The sequence below is a fragment of the Saprospira sp. CCB-QB6 genome, assembly GCF_028464065.1.
In the GTDB taxonomy this organism is placed as follows: domain Bacteria; phylum Bacteroidota; class Bacteroidia; order Chitinophagales; family Saprospiraceae; genus Saprospira.
This window is the reverse complement of record NZ_CP116808.1, coordinates 2,945,840-2,965,578: the sequence shown is the minus strand read 5'-3', so window position 1 is coordinate 2,965,578 and position 19,739 is coordinate 2,945,840. Positions and strand designations below refer to the sequence as shown.

Sequence of the window (19,739 nt, the reverse complement as noted above, 5' to 3'; positions counted from 1 at the left end):
AACTTAATTGGACCAATAAGACCCGCTTTTAGGCAAAAAACAGTAATTTTGCCCCACATTCTTTTCCATCAGCTAACCGAACAGAAGCCAATTTCTGCTGTTCTCAAAATAAAACTTGCTGTATGTTCGAACTTCCAATCGTTGAATCTAAAAAAGAACGCCGCAAAAAGCCAGATTGGCTTCGGGTGAAACTCCCCATCGGCGAGAATTATAGAAAGGTCCGTGATCTAGTGGACCAATATAAACTCCACACCATCTGCCAAAGCGGGCACTGCCCCAATATGGGCGAATGCTGGGGCGAAGGTACCGCCACTTTTATGATTTTGGGCAATGTCTGCACCCGCTCTTGCTCTTTCTGCGCCGTGGCTACCGGCCGCCCACCAGAATATGACGAAGATGAACCCCTAAGAGTGGCCGAGGCCGTCCGCCTCATGCAGGTCAAACATGCGGTCCTCACTTCCGTCAACCGAGATGAACTCAAAGACCGAGGAGCCGCCATCTGGCACCAAACCGTTCGGGCCATTAAAGAACAATCGCCCCAAACGACCATTGAAACCCTCATCCCCGATGTGCGCGCCAATTGGGAAGCCCTAGAAACCATGATTTCTGCTGGCCAAGAGGTGGTTTCTCATAATATGGAAACCGTAGAATCACTCTACCGCAAGGTACGCCCCCAAGGGAAGTACAAACGCAGCTTGGAGCAAATCCAACGTATCAAAGACTATGGCAAACGGACCAAAACAGGAATCATGGTCGGCTTAGGCGAAAACAAAGAAGATGTCTTCAAAATCATGGACGACCTACTCGAACATGGCTGCGATGTCCTTACTATTGGCCAATATCTGCAACCTACAAAAATGCATATCGAAGTGGCCGAGTATATCCATCCCGACCTCTTTGCTGAATATGAGCAAGTCGGCCTAGAAAAAGGCTTCGACTTTGTAGAAAGTGGACCACTCGTCCGCTCTTCTTATCATGCAGAACGACATGTTTATCCCAATCAGAATAAATAAAAAAAAGGCCCTTAAGGGCCTTTTTTTATGCCCCCTCCCTTTAATTAAACTTTAAGAAAGTGAAGCCCACTTTGTAGAAGGCTACTGAATTATGTAATTTGTTGGGCGGCCCAGCAAAAGGCGGCTTTGCCGCCTTGGCCGAAGGCCAAACGGCCTAGCGATCTGCAGCAGTGCGGCAAAGCCGCAGACCAAGCAAAAACTTGTTTTTTGCGCAGGGCCGAGCGAGCAGCGAGCTGCGAAAGGTAGCGCCGCAAGGCGAAGCCGAAGCGGAGGCCCCAACATACCAACATTATCAGCAAACTACTACAAACTATGAGAACGCTTTACACCCTTCTTCTAGCCAGTATGGCTTTTGGACTTTTTGCCCAGCAGGGCCAACCCCAATCGGCCGCCGCTAGAGGAGCTGGCCTAGGCAATGCCGCTGTGGCGTTTACCGATATTAACGCCGCTTATAGCAACCAAGCAGGACTCGCCTTTTTAGAAGAACTGAGCTTTTCGGCCTATGGTGAACGACGCTTTTTGGCCGATGGACTCAATTCCTTTTTGTTTGCTGCCGCCTATCCCCTAGATAATAATCAAGGGACTTTTGCACTGAGCATGAACTACTTCGGCTTTTCCGATTATAATGAGCAAAAAATTGGTTTGGCCTATGCCCGCAAGCTATCCGAACGCTTTGCATTAGGCGTACAACTCGATTATTTGGGCACTCGCATTCCTACTTATGGCTCGGCCAATAGCTTTACCTTTGAATTGGGGCTGAGCGCTAAAATCAATGAAGAACTTACAATCGCTGCACATGTATATAATCCCGTGCATGCCAAATTGGGCCAATTAGACGAACGTCTGCCGGCCCTTTTTAATTTGGGCCTAGCCTATCAGCCCTCGGAAAAAGTAGGGATTTATGCCGCCCTAGAAAAAGACATCTATAACCAGCCTTTTGGCGCTAAAGCGGGGGTGGAATACCATGCCCATAAGATCTTTACGGTCCGTGCAGGTATGCAAGTTAGTGATGTTAGCCAGCTCTCTTTTGGACTAGGATTGGCCCTAGACGAACTACAAATTGATGTAGCTACCGCCTACCATCAGGTCCTTGGGTTTACGCCCTCTTTTGCCCTTAGCTACCGCATAGCTAGAAGCGAAAAGACCGATAAGAAAGAAGAATAAAATTGCCCATTTATAATTTAGTCAATTATGTTAAGACGATCATTATTGGGCCTTTTTATGGGCCTGAGCGCCAGCCTTTGGGGCCAGGTAGTAGATACTAGCGATGCCCCCCTAGACGATAATAGCGCCACGCAAATCCAAATTGAAAACTTGATGGATGATGCCGATGCGCAGGAGTTTGACTTTGATACAGAGTTTGCCAATCTCGAAATCTATCAACGCAATCCCCTCGATATCAATAAAGCAGACCGTGATGAGCTCCAAGCCCTCAACCTGCTGAGCGCTATCCAAATTCAAGCCCTCATCAATTATCGCAATCGCTTTGGCCAAATCTTCTCGCTCTACGAATTGCAGGGCGTTCCCACTTTTGACCAAGCCAGTATTGCCAAGATTATCCCCTTCATTACCCTTGATGCCACTAAGGAAATGGAGGCTTTTAGCTTTAAGCGCGCCTTTAAATACAATAAACAACAACTGTTTATGCGCTATCAGCGCAATATTGAAGAGCAAGCGGGCTTCTTGCCCCAAGATGGCGAAGATCCCGCCTTTTCAGGTAGCCCCGATAAGCTGTATATCCGCTACAACCTGAGCTATAAGGACCGCCTGAGCATGGGCCTTACCCTAGAAAAAGATGCTGGCGAAGACTGGCTGACGCCCTTTAGCCAAAAGAACCAAACGAAATTACCCGATTATTTTTCAGCCCACTTCTTTATTAAGGATTATAACAAATGGGTCAAAGCTATCGCCCTAGGCGATTATCAGGTCTATTTTGGGCAAGGACTTACGACCTGGAGCGGCTTTGGTACCCGCAAAGGGGCCGCCGTGCTCAATATCAAACGACTATCTAACAAATTGCGGCCTTATAGCTCGGCCAATGAGGCCCTCTTTATGCGCGGAGCCGCAGCTACCCTTGGCGGCAGCCAATGGGAAGCCACCGTTTTTGGCTCGCACCGCTTCCGCGATGGCAATATTTCACTGGTCCAAACCGATAGTCTGGACGATGTTTTTGATGTTTTGCAAGTTTCTTCCCTACAATTGAGCGGTTTTCATCGCACAGAAAGCGAACTGGAAGACAAAAATAGTCTGCAGCAAACCACTACGGGGGCCAATGTAACTTACAAAGGCAAAATCTGGCGAATTGGGGCCAATGTCATCTACAATCACCTCAGCGACTCTTTGGTCCGAGAACCCCGCCTCTATCAAAAGTATGCCTTCAACGGGCAATCGCTCCTCAATGCCAGTCTAGATTATAATTTGGCCTACAAAAACCTACAGTTTTTTGGCGAAACGGCCCTAAGCGATAATGGCGCCTTGGCCACAATTAACGGCCTAACCGCCGCCCTTGACGACAAAGTCAGCATGGCCCTCATCTATCGCAATTATGCCAAGGATTACCAAACCCTGACGGGCAACGCCTTTGGAGAATCTTCTGGAACTAGCAACGAAAAGGGACTTTATATGGGCATCAATGCCAATTTGGGCCGCGGTCTGAGCTTTAACGGCTATTTTGACCTCTTCGTTTTCCCTTGGCTGCGCTCTACTGCCGATGCCCCTTCTAAAGGCTATGAGTATTTTGCTCGGCTCGATTATCAACCCGCTTACCACTGGAACCTCTATTTCCAATACCGCTTTGAACAAAAAGAAGGCAACCGCTCCGATAATACGACGCCCTACGATTATCTAATCAATAAAAGAAAGCAAAACGCCCGCATTCACTTCCGCTATCGCATCAATAGAGAGTGGGAAATCCGCAGCCGTGCCGAACTCTCCTTCTATGAGGATCATGAGTTTTCTAAAGGCTTTATGATGTATCAAGATTTGGTTTGGAATGCTCAATTTGCCCCGCTCAAAATCCAAACGCGCTTTGCCATTTTTGCCACAGAGGACTATGACACCCGCATTTATGCCTATGAAAATGATGTCCTCTATGCCTTTTCGATCCCCGCCTACTATGGCCGCGGCAGCCGCTTTTACCTCAATACTAGCTATCAATTTAACCGCAACCTAACGCTTTGGGTCCGCTACTCCCAAACCTACTGGTCCGATAGAGATGAAATTAGCTCTGGCCAAAACCTAATTTTAGACAATACCCGCTCAGAGCTCAAAGTGCAGCTCCGCCTGAAGTTTTAAGCCTTTTTTGGGCCAATTGTTAAACAGCAGTTCCGTTTGGGGCTGCTGTTTTTTTGGGGCCTCCCGCCTTCGGCGGGCGGTTACTCCCTTTGGTCGTCGAACTGCGGACTAAAGTCCTTGTTGTCGTTCGGCAGCTCGCTGCTCGCTCGGCCCTGCGGCGCTTGCAGCGCCTGGGTCTGGCCCTTCGGGCCACCCCGCCGCATCGCTAGGCCGCTCATCCCCCTTTTTCAGGCCTAAGGATCTGCTCCGGCCCCTAAAAAATAAATTCTCGCTATTATTTAGATTTCTCCATATCTCTTTGGCGATTTCCCCCAGCTAATCTGCAAATTACAATTGACGTGGGCGTGGCGCCCAGCCTAATCTGCAAATTACAATTAACGTGGGCGTGGCGCCCAGCCTAATCTGCAGATTACAATTGACGTGGGCGTGACGCCCAGCTTAATCTGCAGATTACAATTAACGTGGGCGTGACGCCCAGCCTAATCTGCAAATTACAATTAACGTGGGCGTGACGCCCAGCTTAATCTGCAGATTACAATTAACGTGAGCGTGGCGCCCAGCCTAATCTGCAGATTACAATTAACGTGGGCGTGGCGCCCAGCCTAATTTGCAAATTACAATTGACGTGGGCGTGGCGCCCAGCCTAATTTGCAAATTACAATTAACGTGGGCGTGGCGCCCAGCCTAATTTGCAGATTACAATTAGCTTGGGGAGGGTGTATAAGGCGCTATCTTTTTTTTCTGGACTAACCCTACTACAAATTCGCTTGGCTCGCTTAGCAGCTAAATATTGGATACGTTCGTATTTTTTTGTTTTTATTCTTAGCCCTAGGGGCAAAATTTCCATCATATAGACCTGTGGGTTGAAACCCACAGCAAGAAGGGCGGCCATACTAGACCCAATAAAATAGGCTGAAGGTTAAAACCTTCAGCCCATAGCTAGAAAAGGATTGATTAACTAACTGAGAAAGATAAAAGGCCAAAAGATTTCAATCCATGCGGGTTTTAACCCGCATTCCATAAAAAATATTGCGGAGCAATACCTTGCTTGCTGTAGGTTTCAACCTACAGTAAACGGCCTAGCGATGTGCAGCAGTGCGGCGCAGCCGCAGACCAAGGCCGTCAGGCCGCAGGGCCGAGCGAATAGCGAGCTGCGCAACGTAGCGCCCGCCGCAGGCGGGAGGCCCCAAAAAAAGAAAAGACCCAAAACCGAAATTTTGAGTCTTCATCTTTTATATCTAGGTCATTAGGCCGAGGCCAATTGTTGTTGGAGAGATTGGCGGTATTGTTCTGGGGAGCAATCTTGGCTTTTGCGGAAAAACGTAATAAAATAAGAGGGGGTTTCGAAGCCTAATTGCTGAGAGATTTCGGCAATGGTTAGATTGCTATGGCAGAGGAGGCGTTCGGCTTCTAGTTGTACTCTTTTGCGGATGAGGGCGCCAGAGGTTTTGCCGAATACTTTTTTGCAGAGTTTATTGAGATAATTGGTGCTAATGAATAATTTTTGGGCGTAGAAAGAGGGGGCTCTAGAGGTTTTAAAATTAGCGTCGACTAATTCTTCAAACTCCAGCATTTTTTCTTCTTGGCGGTTGGGTTGGCCTAATTGGATATTTCGGGCCATATTTTCGGGGGCGAACTGTTCTTGTAGTTCGAAGAAAATGATGTTGGCATAAGAGCGGAGGACGGCCAGTTGTTGGGGTTCTTGTTGGTAATCGTTATACATACAAGTGAGTAACACGCTCAATTTATTTTGGGCCTCTTGGGGGAGGTCGATCAGGCCGAGCAGGCCTTTTTGGATAAAGGCAAAAGCTTGGAGGATATTATTGTGGTAGCGTTGCTCGAAAAAGGCGGGCGAAAAAGAGAAGAGATAGCCTTGAGCGGCTTGGCCTTGGGCCGAGAGGAGGATTTGATCGGGGCGGAGCAAAAGCGCTTGTCCGGCCTTTAGGGTAGTTTGGCGGCGGTTGAGTTCTAGCTCGAGTTGTCCGGCCGAGAGATAGAAAAAACTATAGCCTCCTTCGAGTAGGGGGAGTTGCAAATCAGCTTTAGGCTGAATCAATTGCATATCAATAAGTTGCGGCCCATCTTGGGGCTGATATATAGCGCGAATAGTCATGAGATTCCAGATTTTAGGATACAGAAATGGGTACAACAAGCTAGCAATCAGCTTATTGGCCAGAACATAAATTCAAAAAGTCGAGTGAATTTATCCTAAAAGTGGAGGGTGGAAAATGGCTAGATTGGGGCCAGGGTTTTCGGAAAACTGGTAGTGGGGAAAGGGGTCTGCTTCTAGCAAGAAGGGGATTGCGATGTGGGTGTTAGCCAGCTTTTGTTTGGGTTGCTTGAATTCTTGGTAGAGGAAGTTAATTTGCAGTTCTTTTTTGGAGTCGAAGCCTTTTTCTTCTTGTTCTTCGGCATCTTCGGCCCAGTCATTTAGCTGCTCTTTGTAGTAGCATTTACCTTGGCACATTGGAAACTCATCGGGAATATTTCTATTGACACAAAACTCCTCTACTATAAGCTCTTGTTGGAGTTTATAGGAGACATACAATTGCAGGGGCCGGGTAAGTGGCAGGAGCAAAGTACAGATGAGTAAATATAGTCCGAGTTGCTTCAAAATCGTTCAGCGATTTAATTGGAGCTAATATAATACTTTTGTTGAGAACAGAAAGTGATCAAAACAAGCTAGCCTCTTTTTTGCATCATTCGTCCGCTTTAGTGATAGTTGCCTTATGGGTTCTAGTTCATTTAAAGGCTGTTGTTCTTTAATGAAAGAAGAAATAACGGCTATTTTTTGTATTTTGCGACCCTTTTTAACGCCTAATTAACTACTTATAAATGTTGCTCTTTAGAATATATTTGCTGTTCTGTTGTTTTGCCTTGAGTTTGGTCGCTTGTCAGGAGGAGCAGACCATGATTGAGCATCAGTTGCGGCCAGAGGATGATAGTAGAATTGGGCAGGCTATTGATGAGCAGTTATTGATATATTGGGATAGTTGTTCGGCCATTGAGCATCTTTTGGTGGCTGATTATTCTGCGGCTTATAATTACTTAGACAGTTTATTGTTGCTTTGTTTGGCGGAGCCTCAATTTGAGCAAGTACAGGCCTTTAATTGGCGCTTGCGTATTTTTCGGTCGGCAGAAAAGGAGCAATTATTTGTTGCGCCTGGGGGCTATCTTTATTTTTCTACAGATTTCCTTCATTTTTTGGCCAATGAGCAAGAGTTAAAGGCGGTAATGGCGCATGCTATCTTGAGTATTGACCAGCGTATTATTACGCAACAATTGCAAGCGGCCTTTTCCATCAGTTATTTATTAGATTTAGCTTTGGGTGCGCAGCCAGAGGCCCTGCCTCAGCTTTTGGAAGTTGTTCAAACGGCTCCTTATAGCAAGGCAGATATGGAACAGCTAGAGCCCCTTTTTGAAGATCTGCTTTGTCAGCTTCATAGTTCGCCTGATCAGATGTTGAATTTTTTGCAGCGTGTTCAGGGAGAGAGCGATTTTGAATGGGCCTTACGGTTTAACAATAGCTTTGACTGGCAGGGGGCATTAAGGGCCAACAATAGCTGTTCATTAGGTCCAATGCTTAGCCCTACTAATAGTTATCAAGATTTTTTAGATCAACTTCCTTAATCACCTTTTGCTTATTTATAGAATAAGCATGAGAAAATCCCTTCCCCTTATGAAAAAGACCATTCTTCTATTTTTAATTTTAGGCCTTTTTGCTTGTGAAACAAAAGAGCAAGAAAATAAAGCTGTCCAAGATGTGACTTCAAGCGCACAGTCAGCATCTCTTCCGCAAAGAGACAGCCTTGTCCAGTTCCCCAAAGATTGGGAGGGGCGTTATGAGGGCGAGATGCATTGGTATGTCAATGGACAGCTAAGAGGGGTCATTCCTTGTCGTCATGAAGTTTTGCCTCAGAAGTCAGGGGTTTGGAGTTGGAAAACGACTTATGATTCTACCCAAATTCTCCCTCAGACTGTTGTCAAAGATTATCTGTTATTGGAGGATAAAAGCCAGCCTCAGGGGCATTTTATTCTTGATGAGCAAGATGGGATTCTCTTAGATATGATTTTAATGGGCAATAGCTTCTACAGTCAATTTGAGGTTAATGGTAGTCGGATCAATACTATTGACCGCTTAGAAGGTGGTTTGTTGTATAAGGAAATTGTCATAACGACCAAGGACAAAGTGAGAAAAAGTTCGGCTCAGACGGGTAAAAAAACCTTTGAGGTAGAATCGGCGAACAGCATTATTGTCCAAAAAGCGATCCTTAAAAAACAAGAATAACTCTAGTAAAAGAACAGCTTTCATCCCCAGTATTTATTGAAATCCCCCTTAAACTTTTTCTAAAAAAAAGTCTTGGAGAGGATATAAAAGGCTTCATTTTTGGAATAGAGGCCGCACCCTCCCCATTCCATTATCTTACACACTATGAAAGCAAAACTAGCTATGAAAAAACTGATTTTACTTCTTTTCTGTGGCCTCAGCCTACAGCTCTTTGCTCAAAACAAAGAAAACCTCATTAACAATGGTCAATTTCGGAACAGTCTAGAGGGCTGGGAGATTCTATTGAGTAATGGAAGTCCGGGGATTAAAGCTCAAATATTATCCAATGAAGCGGATTATAAAAAGTTTGGCTTGGCCGATAATTTTGTGGGCACCTCTTTTGTTGAGATTGATGAAAACTCGACGATTCGGCAGGATGTAGAGTTAAAAAGCATTGAGCCTCATAGTCTGGTTTTTGCCTTTGCGCCTCGTCCAAATGCTGGAGACAAGCAACTGATTGTAAAAGTAGATGGTCGGGCAGTTTGGACCACTACTCTACGCAACCAAGATGCTGTTGGGCGTTTTCAATACAAGGCGATTAAATTGATGCCTGAGGAGAAATCTGCGCAAATTAGCTTTTATGTAGTCTCTCTTTCTGGTGCTAAGGACCAGGGGGTATTCATTGCGGATGTATTTCTTAATGAAGAACCTTTGGTTGATTTATACATGATTAACAAATACTAGCCTATGCTTTGGCGTCTTTTCTTTTTTTTGCTGCTTTCTGCACCTGTTTTTGGGCAAATTGCGGCTCCTGATTTTCAGTTGCAAGACCATAAAGAACAACAATTTGATTTTCAAGAGCAGCGTCAGGCCAAATACTACCTACTCTTTTTCTGGCATTTTCAATGTAGTCATTGTCAGCAGGGGTTGGCCAAGGTAGAGGAGTTTTTAAAAGACAAATCGCCAGAGGATATTCAGGTCGTGACGATCTTTCCTTTTGCCCATCAAAAAGAGGCCTTTTGGTCCTATGTGCAAGATAGCAGTAATCAGTTGCAAACGCCTTTTTTTCAGCATGCAACAGATTATAAGGCGACGGCTCGTCGGGCTTTTGACTTGAAAGGGCAACCACCTTTTCTGGTCCTTTTAAATGATAAAAAAGAAATTTTATCATCTGGATTTAAGGCTAAAAAACTGGAGCGAATATGGAAAGAGCTCCGTTAAGATAGGCAGCCCTTTGGGGCTGTTTTTTTTTGTCCCTTTTCTTTTAGGTCGAGTTTTTGCGCAAGCTGAAAATCTTTTGTTCCTCTTTGCTAAAATACTATTTTTAAGAGTTCGTTAAAAAGTTAAGACTCAGTTGGTCCAATTGGCCCAGCGCTGCGGAGGGCCTTTTTTCGCTAGGTTAAAAGCGGCGGCCGCCCTAGCCAAAGGCTAGCCGGCCGCGGGCCCCAGAAAAACTAAATCCCATAAATAGGTACATCTATTCTGTTTCATTAAAACCAATAAAAATGAAAAACATCTTACAGTCAGCGTTCTTGCTGCTTATTTTTCAGTTGATGGGGACGGGCGTTCAGGCTCAGCTCATCAACTTTGAAGAGACTTGGCAAGCCTTTTTAAAAGATCCTCTGACGGCCTCTGTTTCGGAGTTGCCCAAGCCGCCAAAGTCTAGCGTGGGAGATTATGCCAAATATCATTTGATGTATGCCAACTCTAGTTTTTGTGCCGACGAATTGATTGATGCAGAAAGCTATTTGAAAGAGCTAAAAAGCATGGATCAGTCGCAGTATGATAAATACCCTGGCTTTACGCAGCGCTTGGCCGACTTGGAAGAAAAAATGAAAGCCTACTACAAAGTAGATGTACTTTGGAAGCGTCATTTGCAGAAATTCAATGTGTCTAGAGGCGAGTTGGAAGCTGCCGAAGAGGGCCGCAAAGTTTGTGAAAAAGGGACTTTGGCCAAATATTACCAGATGATGTCGATGGCTTATTATTGTGAAGGCAATGAGGCCGAGGCGCTCAATCAGTTTGAGAACAAAGCCATGCGCATTGTAGACAAAACTTCTTTGGAAGCTGCCGATGTAGAAGGTTTGCCTGGCGAAATCAAGCGTTCTAGAAATCATTTTAAAGTGCTGGGTCAACTCAACAAAGCTTGGAAAACCTATATGGATAGTGATGTTTCTCCAGGTTTTGAGCCAGAGGTTCCACTTTATAAGTGTTACACAATTCCCAACATGAAAGCTTATATGCTTCGGGCCATGGTAGATGTTTGTAAAAATGGCTCTGAAATGTTGGAAAAAATTAAGGAGCTAGAAGCCGATAATACCCATGATATTCCCGCCGACTTGGCCGAGAAAATTGGTTGGTTAGAAGCAGAAGTGAAAAAATACAACGGTAACTTGGCTGTACTCAACAAAGCTTGGGGACAATTTACCAGCAGCGGAAAAGTAGACCCCAGCCTAAAATATATGGGCGAATACTGCGAAAAAGATGCGCAGATTAAAGCTTATACCATGGCCGGAACCTTGGACTACTGTAACATTGGAGAAGAAATGCTTGGCAAAATTGCTGAAGTACAAAAAGAGTTTAATCCAACTCTTGATGCAACAACTAAAGCCAAAATCAAGGAACTAGAAAAATTGGTAAAGGAAGATGCAGCCCGCCAAGCCAAACTAGAAGAAGCTTGGGCCGAATTTGTTCCTAAAGATACCCTCAACAGCATTGACTTTGCTTTTGAGTACTGCGATAAAGAAGCCCAAATTCGTGCTTATATCATGGATGGCCGCGTGAATGCTTGCTACAAAGGCGAACAACGCCTAGCCGATATCGACAAATTGATGGCCTCGGCTAAACCTAGCCTACAAGCCGATACAAAAGCCAAATGGGATGACCTTAAAGTTGTAGTGGCCAAATACCGTGGCGATATTGCTGCTTTGGATAAACTTTGGGCCACTTTCATCAAAAACAATGATACTATTCCCAACGAATTTACAGTAGAACCTTACTACTGCGATAAAATTACTCAGGTAAAATCTTGGTGCCTAGTCGGTAATGTCAATACTTGTGAGCAAGGCCAAGAGTACATGGATAAAATTGACAGCTATACCAAAACCTACAAGCTCAAATACGATCAAGAATTGAGCTGCCGTATCACTCGCCTACGTCAAAAAATTTGGGACTGCCGCTACTGGGAACTCGTGCGCCAAGCACAAAAAGAAACTCATGAAGAACGTGAGCGCTTTGGTCCCGAATCTGCCGAAAAAATGCGCCTAGACCTCAACAACGACAAACTCCCCTGTAATACAGAGGTACTTTATGAACCACTTGGAAAAATTGGGGTCCGCTACGTTATCCAAACTTTCCTTTGCCAAGGTACCGACCTCGCCAAAATGGGAGATCCCGAATACTATAAGAAAATTGCCACTTGGGTAGATACCGAAGTATTGAGCAAATATTGCGAAGCCAATATGCGCTGTAAAAAAGATTTTTATATCTACTTGGAAGGACATACCGATGGCCACCCCTTTAGCTTCCACCGCTACAAACAGTCTTTGGGCGTTCCCCAAGGTACCGAATTTACCCACTTTGTCGGTAAAGGCGAAGAAGAAGCCGCCGACACAATTGTGAAGAAAACTGAACGCGAATTGAGCTTTGACCTAAAAAGCAATATGGAGTTGGGTATCGCCCGCGCTTGGACCGTCCGCAAACAACTTCAATTTATGAACGTTCCTATTACGATTGGCGCCTATGAGCACCCCTCTAAAGAGCGTGGAGCCGAGTACCGCCGCGTAGATGTAGAGCTAAATATCACTAATCTTTTGCTCGATTTCTATGAAAAACGCCTAGCCGAATTGATCGAAGAATCAGGCATTGGCAAGCGTCCAAATGATTGTAAAGGCTAATCTTTTTTAGCCTAAATAATCTGGGCCGGTCCTCTTTCGAGGGCTGGCCTTTTTTTATTTTTTTGGGGCTGCCCCGCCCTACGGGCGGGTCGGGCTGTGTCGTGGCTCGCAGGTCTGCTCGGCCCTGCAGGCTTTTTCGCTTTGCTTCAAAAGCCTTGGGTCTGCGGCTGCGCCGCACCACTATCCATCCCTCAGCCGGGCGGCTGCGCCGCCCCCTAGACCATTTTGGCCCTCTTTTTTTGCCATTGGTCGAACTTTGGGCCAAAGCTTTGTAATATGTCCACATCTTGCTTAAATTAGAAGAAGTGACCCTGCTAACCACACAGAACGAATTTAATTGCCTATGTTAAAGCAACTCTACATTTTAGTTTTTATCCTTTGCAGTCAATTTATTTTTGCCCAAAGAGACTATGATTTATTTTGGGTGCAATTTGACCATAAAGGAAATACGCCTTACAGCATTTTTCATCCACAAGATTATCTCTCTTCAGCCGCTATTGAACGCCGCCAAAAGATGGGCATTAAGCTAGATAGTCTAGACTTGCCTGTGGATCCCAATTATTTGGCCCAATTAAAAGCTCAAGGTTTTGCTATTCAGTATACCTCCAAATGGAAAAATGGGGCAGTCATTCGTGGCAATCAGCAAAAGCTAAAATTTGTTGAAGAACTGCCTTTTGTCCAAAAAACAATTCCCCTTGGCTTTAGCCGCAAAAAAAATGAAGGGACCAACTACATCGGCCGCCGAGAATACAAAACAGAATACGCCAAAGAAGATGATTTTTATGGCCTAAGCGAAAATCAAATCCATATGTTGGAGGTAGATTATTTGCACCAACTCGGTTTTGCAGGCCAAAATATGCCGCTAGCCGTTTTTGATGGCGGTTTTTCAGACCTCAGAGAAACTCCCGCCTTTGATTCCTTGCGCCAAAAGGGCCAAATTTTAGGCAGCTATGATTTTGTTCAGCTCGATACCTTTGTCTATGAAGGTTCTGAACACGGTAGAGATGTGCTTTCTTGTATGGCCGCCAATTTACCTGGCCAAGTGATGGGCACCGCCCCCCAAGCCAATTACTTTTTGTGCAAAACAGAAGATTCGGGCGGAGAATACCGCATTGAAGAATACAACTGGCTGGCCGCCGCAGAGTTTGCCGATAGCGTAGGCGTTTATCTCATCAATTCTTCTTTGGGCTACTCTGATTTTGATGATGATAAAATGGATTATGCCTATGTGGATTTAGATGGGAATACCACAACTATTACGCAAGCCGCAGACCTTGCCGCCAGCCGTGGCATCTTGGTCGTTACTTCTGCCGGAAATGAAGGCAATGATCCTTGGCACCACCTTTCGGCCCCTGGCGATGCCGATAGTATTTTGACTGTTGGCGCCACTGATCGCGATGGTTTTCACGCTCAATTTAGTTCCTACGGTTTTGACTCTAGCTATTTGGTTAAACCCAATTTATCGGCCCGTGGCTTATTTTCTATTGTGGCCCAAGTAGGCCGTTATCGACATAACTTTAATACGGGAACTTCATTCTCCTCTCCTATTTTGGCGGGCGCTATGGCTTGTTTGTGGCAAGCTTTACCCGAATATAGTAATGTTGAACTCATTCGCTTGGCCGAAAGCGTAGGCAATCAATACAAAAAACCAGATACGGCTTTGGGCTATGGCGTGCCCGCTCTTTTTGAAGCTTGGAAAAAAGCTAGAGCTGGACATTTTTTAGAAATAAAAGAGAAAGAAAATATTTATTATCTGCCGATGGCCAAGGGCAAAGAGAACTTCTTTATCATTTGGCCAGAAGCCATTGATGAGGAAGTAGAAATCAAACTTTTTGGTCCAATTGGCCAATTGGTTTATGCTCAAAAGCATAGCGCTCTTTTTGGACGGCGCTTTTTGGCCAAAATTCCCAACTGGCAAAATTTGCCCGCAGGCAATTATCAATTGGAAATTAAGATGGGGGCAGCCAAGAAAAGAGCCCTTTTAATGAAGTAGCCGCCCAAAATATCCAGAGTTTTTTTAGTTTTGCTGCGGAAAGGCTAAGCCACTCATTTAAAAACAACTGTCCTTGAAAAATAAGGCCCTTTTTGGTCCTTTTTGCGGGGGACAGGCGGCGAAGCCGCCGCAGGCTGAGCTGCCCGGCAGGGTGGCCGCAGGCCAGACCCAGCAAAAAAAGCGCAGCTTTTTTTGCGAAGGGCCGAGCAGACCTGCGAGCCACGACACAGCCCGACCCGCCCGATAATTCATGAGGGTTTTAACCCTCATTTTGTATAGCTTCGCAAAGCGATACCGCTTTGCGCTGGGTTTTAACCTAGCGGAAGGGGCAGCCCCAAAAAAATAAAATTTAGATCAGCAAACAGCTAAATAATCATACTATGATGCAAAATCAAGAATTGCTAGACAGCATTAAAAGATCGGCCAAACAAGATCGTTTTAAGGGCCAGGATTACTATATGATTGACGATTTGCTAACGGATGAGCAAAAAATTGCTCGTGATGCCGTGCGCGAATTTGTCCGTGGCGAAATTTCGCCCATTATTGAAGATTGTTATGAGCGGGCCATTTATCCCCGTCATTTGATCAAAGGTTTGGCAGAATTGGGCGCTTTTGGTCCCTCTTTGCCAGAAAAATATGGCTGTGCAGGTACAGATGAGACCACTTACGGCTTGATGATGCAAGAATTGGAGCGTGGCGATTCGGGCATTCGCTCGGCCGCTTCTGTGCAAGGTTCTTTGGTGATGTATCCCATTTATCGCTTCGGGAGCGAAGAACAGCGCATGAAATACTTGCCCAAATTGGCTTCTGGTGAATTTATCGGCTGCTTTGGTTTGACGGAGCCCGATCATGGATCGAATCCCGCCGGCATGATTACCAACATCAAAGAAGATGGCGATCATTATATTTTGAATGGCGCGAAAATGTGGATCACAAACTCGCCTATCGCTGATGTGGCCGTTGTTTGGGCCAAAGATGAAGAAGGCGTTATTCGTGGTTTGATTGTCGATATGGACACGCCCGGCGTTTCTGCGCCCGAAATTCACGGAAAACTTTCTCTTCGCGCTTCTATTACTGGCGAATTGGTTTTTGAAGATGCGCGCATCCCCAAAGCCAATCTTTTACCCAATGTAAAAGGCTTGAAAGGTCCTTTGTCTTGTTTGACTAAAGCGCGTTATGGCATCGCTTGGGGTGCTTTGGGTGCGGCTATGGATTGTTATGAATCAGCTTTGCGTTATTCTTTGGAGCGCGAACAGTTTGGTAAACCTATCGCTGGTTTCCAATTGACACAGAAAAAATTGGCCGAAATGATTACCGAAATTACCAAAGCGCAACTTTTGCTTTGGCGTTTGGGTGGCTTGATGGATGCGGGCAAAGCTACTCCCGCTCAAGTATCTATGGCCAAGCGTAATAATGTGGCCATGGCGCTAGACATTGCTCGCGAAGCTCGCCAAATTCATGGTGGAATGGGAATTACCAACGAATATCCCTGCATGCGCCACATGATGAACTTGGAAACGGTATTGACTTACGAAGGTACGCACGATATTCACTTGCTCATTACGGGTATGGATGTTACGGGCTTAAACGCCTTTAAATAAGCGAAATCAATAAACTTTAGCCTCCTCTAGTTGATAGAGGAGGCTTTTTTTTCTAAAAAAATATGGAACTGAAAAAAAAGAGCATGCTAGAATTGGGGCGGCCTAGCATTGAAGCGTATAAACAACAGCCCAAAATGCCTTTGCTCCTTATTTTAGATAATTTGCGTTCGGCCTTGAATGTGGGCGCTGCTTTTCGCACCGCCGATGCTTTTGGCATTGAAGGCATTTATTTGACGGGAATTTCGGCCCAGCCGCCGCAAAGAGAAATTATGAAATCGGCTTTGGGAGCCGATAGAGCTGTAGATTGGCAATATTTTGAAGAAAATAAAGCGGCTATAGCTGCGGCCAAAGCAAAAGGCTATAAAGTGTATGCCGTGGAGCAAACTTTTGGCAGCCATTCTTTAGAACAGTTTATTTGGACCGCCCAAGAAGGCATTGCCCTCATTTTTGGCAATGAAGTAAAAGGCGTGGATGCCGAACTCTTGCCTTTGGTGGATGGAGCTATTGAAATTCCTCAATTTGGCAGCAAACATTCTTTAAATGTTTCGGTAAGCATGGGCGTTTTACTTTGGGAAATGCGCAGACAATATTTGGGGCGCTAATTTTTTTGGGGCTGCCCCTGCGGCCTGCGGCCTTGGGTCGCTACGCTGCGCAGCTCGCTGTTCGCTCGGCCCTGCGCAAAAAAAGCTGCGCTTTTTTTGCTGGGTCTGGCCTGCGGCCACTGCTGCGCATCGCTCGGCCGCACAACTTTAGTTTTTTCTCTGGTCTTTTTTCTTCGGCGGCTTTTCCCCATAAAATTTCATAGGAATCCTAGAGCCTTGGCCCTAGGCTAAAAAAATTGCCATCCCCTCCTGCGAGGTTTTTTTTGTGGTTGTGGTTGAGCGGTTGTTGTTTTGTTTTTTTTGGACCAGTGGGTTAAAACCCACAGCAAAAAAGAAAGCCATTCTACATCCAAAAAAATGAGCCGATGGTTTTAACCATCGGCTCATAAAAAATATTGATTGTAGCTGAGGATTTTAATCCTCGGCTACTTTTTTTGTGCTGTTTTATGCTAGTTGCTGTAGGTTTCAACCTACAGACCACCACAGTTTTTTCGCCGAAGAAAAATTCTATTATTTTTTCAGGCAATTGCTAATTAAAAGCCGCTATTTGAAACAGTGATTGGCTATCCCACAAAAAAGCCCCCTCGAAGGAGGGGGCGGCTCTATTTTAGCCTAGGACCTTGGCCCTAGAGTCAATATAACATGCTATAGCGATCTAGTTTAAAACCATCGGCTCATAAAATGCAGCAGAAAAATTCTAGCTAAAAAAATCTTCATCACATTTAAGTCGGATTTTTTCCCAGGATAAATTTTTGTCCTCGTTTTTTTATGGAGGCTTTCAAGCCTCCATTTAAATGAAATGCCTTTTTGTTACCTGGCTGTAGGTTTCAACCTACAGACCACCGCAGTTTTTTGGCCGAAGAAAAATTCATCTCTTTTTTAGGAGCCGAATAAAAAATCAACCCATTTTTTGAGCCTCATCCTATTTGAAAGCCGCTATTTGAAAGGGGGAGTTTAAGGGCCGAAGAAAAAAGCCCTCTCTTTCGAAAGGGCGAATAATTTGTTTGTCTTTATTGTTTAGACAACCTCAACGACTCATATTTTTTTACAAAATCATCCCAACTAAAGTCTTCAAAAAGTTTGGGCATATTTTCTTTGAAATCTTGGGTCTCTTTGCTTTCCAAATTGGATTGAATGTCTAATAAAACCTTGGGCCAATAATAGTAAATTTTTGCTTCGAAAGCCATTTGCATATAGCCTTCAAAATCTAAATCCAAACTATATAAATCAGAATAAGGCGAAATGTGACAATATAACGAATTGGCCTCAAAATCAGCCCCATGTAAAAAACCTACGGTATGCTGTTCGGAGATCAGGTCCAAGGCTTTATAATATTTTAAGTGGGGATTTCTTTGCAAATCTTCTTCCTCAAATAAAATGCCTTGCCAACTGCCTAAAACATGTTTCATTTCGGGAAATTCCATCTGTCCGCCAATGGCACGGCTGTCATCGGTGTACCATTGGATTTTGAAGCCATCGGAAATCATATCATAGAGTTCTAAAATATTATTATCGCTAATTATGGCTTCGTATTTTTCTCTGTTAAATAAAAGCCCAGTATTCTTTTGCTCAAAAATAAAATCTCCTTGGCTAGCCTTCCCCCTTAAAACATACTTCAAGTATTTATATATCTCCATTAGTTTAATTTTACAAAATTATCGCTTTCTGATTTGCATATAGCTTGGCTGCTAGCTGCAGCCAATATTACGATTTTTTATGTGCTGAATTTATTTCGCCCTTTTCTTTTATGTGTTTTTTCTTGACTTTTTTAGAACCAGTGGGTTAAAACCCACAGCAAAAAAGACGGCCATTCTACATCCAAAAAAATGAGCCGAAGGTTAAAACCATCGGCTCATAATGGAGTCTAACAAAAAGCTTTCTTATTTCCTAATAACTAAGGGCTTTGCCTATGAGAAGAAAACCTACAGTTACTAAAACGTATTTAAAATACTCCAACTCAAAGTATCTCTGACCCTTAATAATTTATTGTATTCATTAGGATTTTGCCATGCTCCTATTAAGACATCTTCCGATCCAAAGCCTTCTAAAATAAATAAAGGTTCACTAGGATCAACAAACTTTGTTTTACTTTTCATATTTCTAACCAATGAATTACACAGCATATCTACATCCTTCTTATTAAGAACATTTTTTTTCACCTCATAATATCTAAATTCATCATAACATTCAGGAAAATAGCGAAACTCTATTTTCTTCTCCACAATTTTAACTTTATCAGTAGAACCGACTTCTACTAACCGAATTAAATGGACAATACTTCCCAGACCACTATCTACTGGAGGTATATAAGTTATCCTATACACATGACTATCTAAATGATTTCTAAGAGGTTCTTCAATAGAACTATAAACCTTAGACATACAATAAGGATCAATCTCAACACTAGCTTCTTTCTTCTGTTTGCTCGAACACGAAGTAAAAAAACAAACAAATAAAAAAACACCAATACTAATCTTCACTATGCACATTCTTTCCACGCTCATAACCATAAACTCTTATAGATTTTGTTACATAAATCATAATTTACTAATTAGTAGTGACTTTTAATTCAACAGCATTAAACTCATTTAAAATTTGAATACGCATCAGCACTACGCCTACCCCAATGCTTAAACAGAAAGTCTCTTAATTTAAGGTGGAGTTTCTATCTAAAAAATCGCCATTTCCTCCTTCGAGGGGATTTTTTTTGGGGTTGTGGTTTGGCGGTTGTTGTTTTGTTTTTTTACAGACCAGTGGGTTAAAACCCACTGCAAAAAAGAGGACCATTCTACATCCAAAAAAATGAGCCGATGGTTAAAACCATCGGCCCATTTAAATTCCTGCGTCTAGAAGGAGCGAAGCGACTGGCTCGGCTCATAAAATGCAGCAGAAAAAATTGTAGTGGAAATTATTCATCAGATTTAGGCCAGTTTTTTCCCAGGATAAATTTTTGTCCTCGTTTTTTAGGCAAATGCTAATTGAAAGCCGCTATTTGAAAGGAGGATTTTTTTGGGGGTTGTTGTTTCTTGATAGTTTTAGAAACAGTGGATTAAAACCCACAGCAAAAAAGATG

15 protein-coding genes are annotated in these 19,739 nt (G+C 44.0%); 11 read left to right on the top strand and 4 right to left on the bottom strand.

Annotated elements, in window-relative coordinates:
* Positions 1-122 precede the first annotated feature (122 nt).
* The 3 genes from lipA (at position 123) to PPO43_RS11405 (ending at position 4,307) form a co-directional block, all read left to right on the top strand.
* Positions 123-1,013, top strand: a complete 891-nt coding sequence (gene lipA / locus PPO43_RS11415; RefSeq protein ID WP_272617872.1) for a lipoyl synthase — start codon at positions 123-125, stop codon at positions 1,011-1,013.
* A gap of 312 nt (positions 1,014-1,325) precedes the next feature.
* Positions 1,326-2,177, top strand: coding sequence for a hypothetical protein (locus tag PPO43_RS11410; protein WP_272617870.1), 852 nt, complete (start codon positions 1,326-1,328; stop codon positions 2,175-2,177).
* 27 nt (positions 2,178-2,204) lie between these two features.
* A complete protein-coding gene (locus tag PPO43_RS11405; RefSeq protein ID WP_272617868.1) occupies positions 2,205-4,307 on the top strand; it encodes a ComEA family DNA-binding protein in 2,103 nt (700 codons plus the stop codon).
* A gap of 1,246 nt (positions 4,308-5,553) precedes the next feature.
* Here PPO43_RS11405 and PPO43_RS11400 read toward each other — a convergent pair.
* Entirely contained in the window at positions 5,554-6,420 is an 867-nt protein-coding gene (locus tag PPO43_RS11400) for a helix-turn-helix domain-containing protein (RefSeq protein ID WP_272617866.1), read from the bottom strand.
* Between the two features lie 90 nt (positions 6,421-6,510).
* Positions 6,511-6,921: a hypothetical protein gene (locus PPO43_RS11395; RefSeq protein WP_272617865.1), complete on the bottom strand. Its 411-nt coding sequence runs from the start codon at positions 6,919-6,921 to the stop codon at positions 6,511-6,513.
* Positions 6,922-7,142: 221 nt separating this feature from the next.
* Between PPO43_RS11395 and PPO43_RS11390 the strand changes: the two genes are divergently transcribed.
* From PPO43_RS11390 to PPO43_RS11355, 8 genes are all read left to right on the top strand, one after another.
* The gene (locus PPO43_RS11390; RefSeq protein WP_272617864.1) at positions 7,143-7,937 is read left to right on the top strand and encodes a peptidase M48; all 795 of its coding nucleotides are present in this window, start codon (positions 7,143-7,145) and stop codon (positions 7,935-7,937) included.
* Between the two features lie 49 nt (positions 7,938-7,986).
* On the top strand, positions 7,987-8,595 hold the full coding sequence (locus tag PPO43_RS11385) for a hypothetical protein (protein WP_272617862.1): 609 nt from the start codon (positions 7,987-7,989) through the stop codon (positions 8,593-8,595).
* 162 nt (positions 8,596-8,757) lie between these two features.
* Positions 8,758-9,318 (top strand): hypothetical protein, encoded by a 561-nt coding sequence (locus PPO43_RS11380; protein ID WP_272617860.1) that lies wholly within the window; start codon positions 8,758-8,760, stop codon positions 9,316-9,318.
* Positions 9,319-9,321: 3 nt separating this feature from the next.
* A complete protein-coding gene (locus PPO43_RS11375) occupies positions 9,322-9,795 on the top strand; it encodes a TlpA family protein disulfide reductase (protein WP_272617858.1) in 474 nt (157 codons plus the stop codon).
* Positions 9,796-10,079: 284 nt separating this feature from the next.
* Positions 10,080-12,470 (top strand): hypothetical protein, encoded by a 2,391-nt coding sequence (locus tag PPO43_RS11370; RefSeq protein WP_272617856.1) that lies wholly within the window; start codon positions 10,080-10,082, stop codon positions 12,468-12,470.
* Positions 12,471-12,813: 343 nt separating this feature from the next.
* Positions 12,814-14,463 (top strand): S8 family serine peptidase, encoded by a 1,650-nt coding sequence (locus PPO43_RS11365; protein WP_272617854.1) that lies wholly within the window; start codon positions 12,814-12,816, stop codon positions 14,461-14,463.
* 383 nt (positions 14,464-14,846) lie between these two features.
* Positions 14,847-16,064, top strand: coding sequence for an acyl-CoA dehydrogenase family protein (locus PPO43_RS11360; protein WP_442985455.1), 1,218 nt, complete (start codon positions 14,847-14,849; stop codon positions 16,062-16,064).
* Positions 16,065-16,126: 62 nt separating this feature from the next.
* Positions 16,127-16,666 (top strand): TrmH family RNA methyltransferase, encoded by a 540-nt coding sequence (locus PPO43_RS11355; RefSeq protein WP_272617849.1) that lies wholly within the window; start codon positions 16,127-16,129, stop codon positions 16,664-16,666.
* Positions 16,667-17,676: 1,010 nt separating this feature from the next.
* On the opposite strand, the gene PPO43_RS11350 is transcribed toward PPO43_RS11355, so the two are convergent.
* On the bottom strand, positions 17,677-18,303 hold the full coding sequence (locus PPO43_RS11350) for a hypothetical protein (protein WP_272617847.1): 627 nt from the start codon (positions 18,301-18,303) through the stop codon (positions 17,677-17,679).
* 294 nt (positions 18,304-18,597) lie between these two features.
* A complete protein-coding gene (locus PPO43_RS11345) occupies positions 18,598-19,047 on the bottom strand; it encodes a hypothetical protein (RefSeq protein ID WP_272617845.1) in 450 nt (149 codons plus the stop codon).
* Positions 19,048-19,739: the final 692 nt, after the last annotated feature.

Excerpts from the sequence above, each read along its gene's own strand:
- lipA (WP_272617872.1), top strand. The coding sequence starts at position 123 with ATGTTCGAACTTCCAATCGTTGAATCTAAAAAAGAACGCCGCAAAAAG.
- PPO43_RS11410 (WP_272617870.1), top strand. The coding sequence starts at position 1,326 with ATGAGAACGCTTTACACCCTTCTTCTAGCCAGTATGGCTTTTGGACTT.
- PPO43_RS11405 (WP_272617868.1), top strand. The coding sequence starts at position 2,205 with ATGTTAAGACGATCATTATTGGGCCTTTTTATGGGCCTGAGCGCCAGC.
- PPO43_RS11400 (WP_272617866.1), bottom strand. The coding sequence starts at position 6,420 with ATGACTATTCGCGCTATATATCAGCCCCAAGATGGGCCGCAACTTATT.
- PPO43_RS11390 (WP_272617864.1), top strand. The coding sequence starts at position 7,143 with ATGTTGCTCTTTAGAATATATTTGCTGTTCTGTTGTTTTGCCTTGAGT.
- PPO43_RS11385 (WP_272617862.1), top strand. The coding sequence starts at position 7,987 with ATGAAAAAGACCATTCTTCTATTTTTAATTTTAGGCCTTTTTGCTTGT.
- PPO43_RS11380 (WP_272617860.1), top strand. The coding sequence starts at position 8,758 with ATGAAAAAACTGATTTTACTTCTTTTCTGTGGCCTCAGCCTACAGCTC.
- PPO43_RS11375 (WP_272617858.1), top strand. The coding sequence starts at position 9,322 with ATGCTTTGGCGTCTTTTCTTTTTTTTGCTGCTTTCTGCACCTGTTTTT.
- PPO43_RS11370 (WP_272617856.1), top strand. The coding sequence starts at position 10,080 with ATGAAAAACATCTTACAGTCAGCGTTCTTGCTGCTTATTTTTCAGTTG.
- PPO43_RS11365 (WP_272617854.1), top strand. The coding sequence starts at position 12,814 with ATGTTAAAGCAACTCTACATTTTAGTTTTTATCCTTTGCAGTCAATTT.
- PPO43_RS11360 (WP_442985455.1), top strand. The coding sequence starts at position 14,847 with ATGCAAAATCAAGAATTGCTAGACAGCATTAAAAGATCGGCCAAACAA.
- PPO43_RS11355 (WP_272617849.1), top strand. The coding sequence starts at position 16,127 with ATGGAACTGAAAAAAAAGAGCATGCTAGAATTGGGGCGGCCTAGCATT.
- PPO43_RS11350 (WP_272617847.1), bottom strand. The coding sequence starts at position 18,303 with ATGGAGATATATAAATACTTGAAGTATGTTTTAAGGGGGAAGGCTAGC.
- PPO43_RS11345 (WP_272617845.1), bottom strand. The coding sequence starts at position 19,047 with ATGTCTAAGGTTTATAGTTCTATTGAAGAACCTCTTAGAAATCATTTA.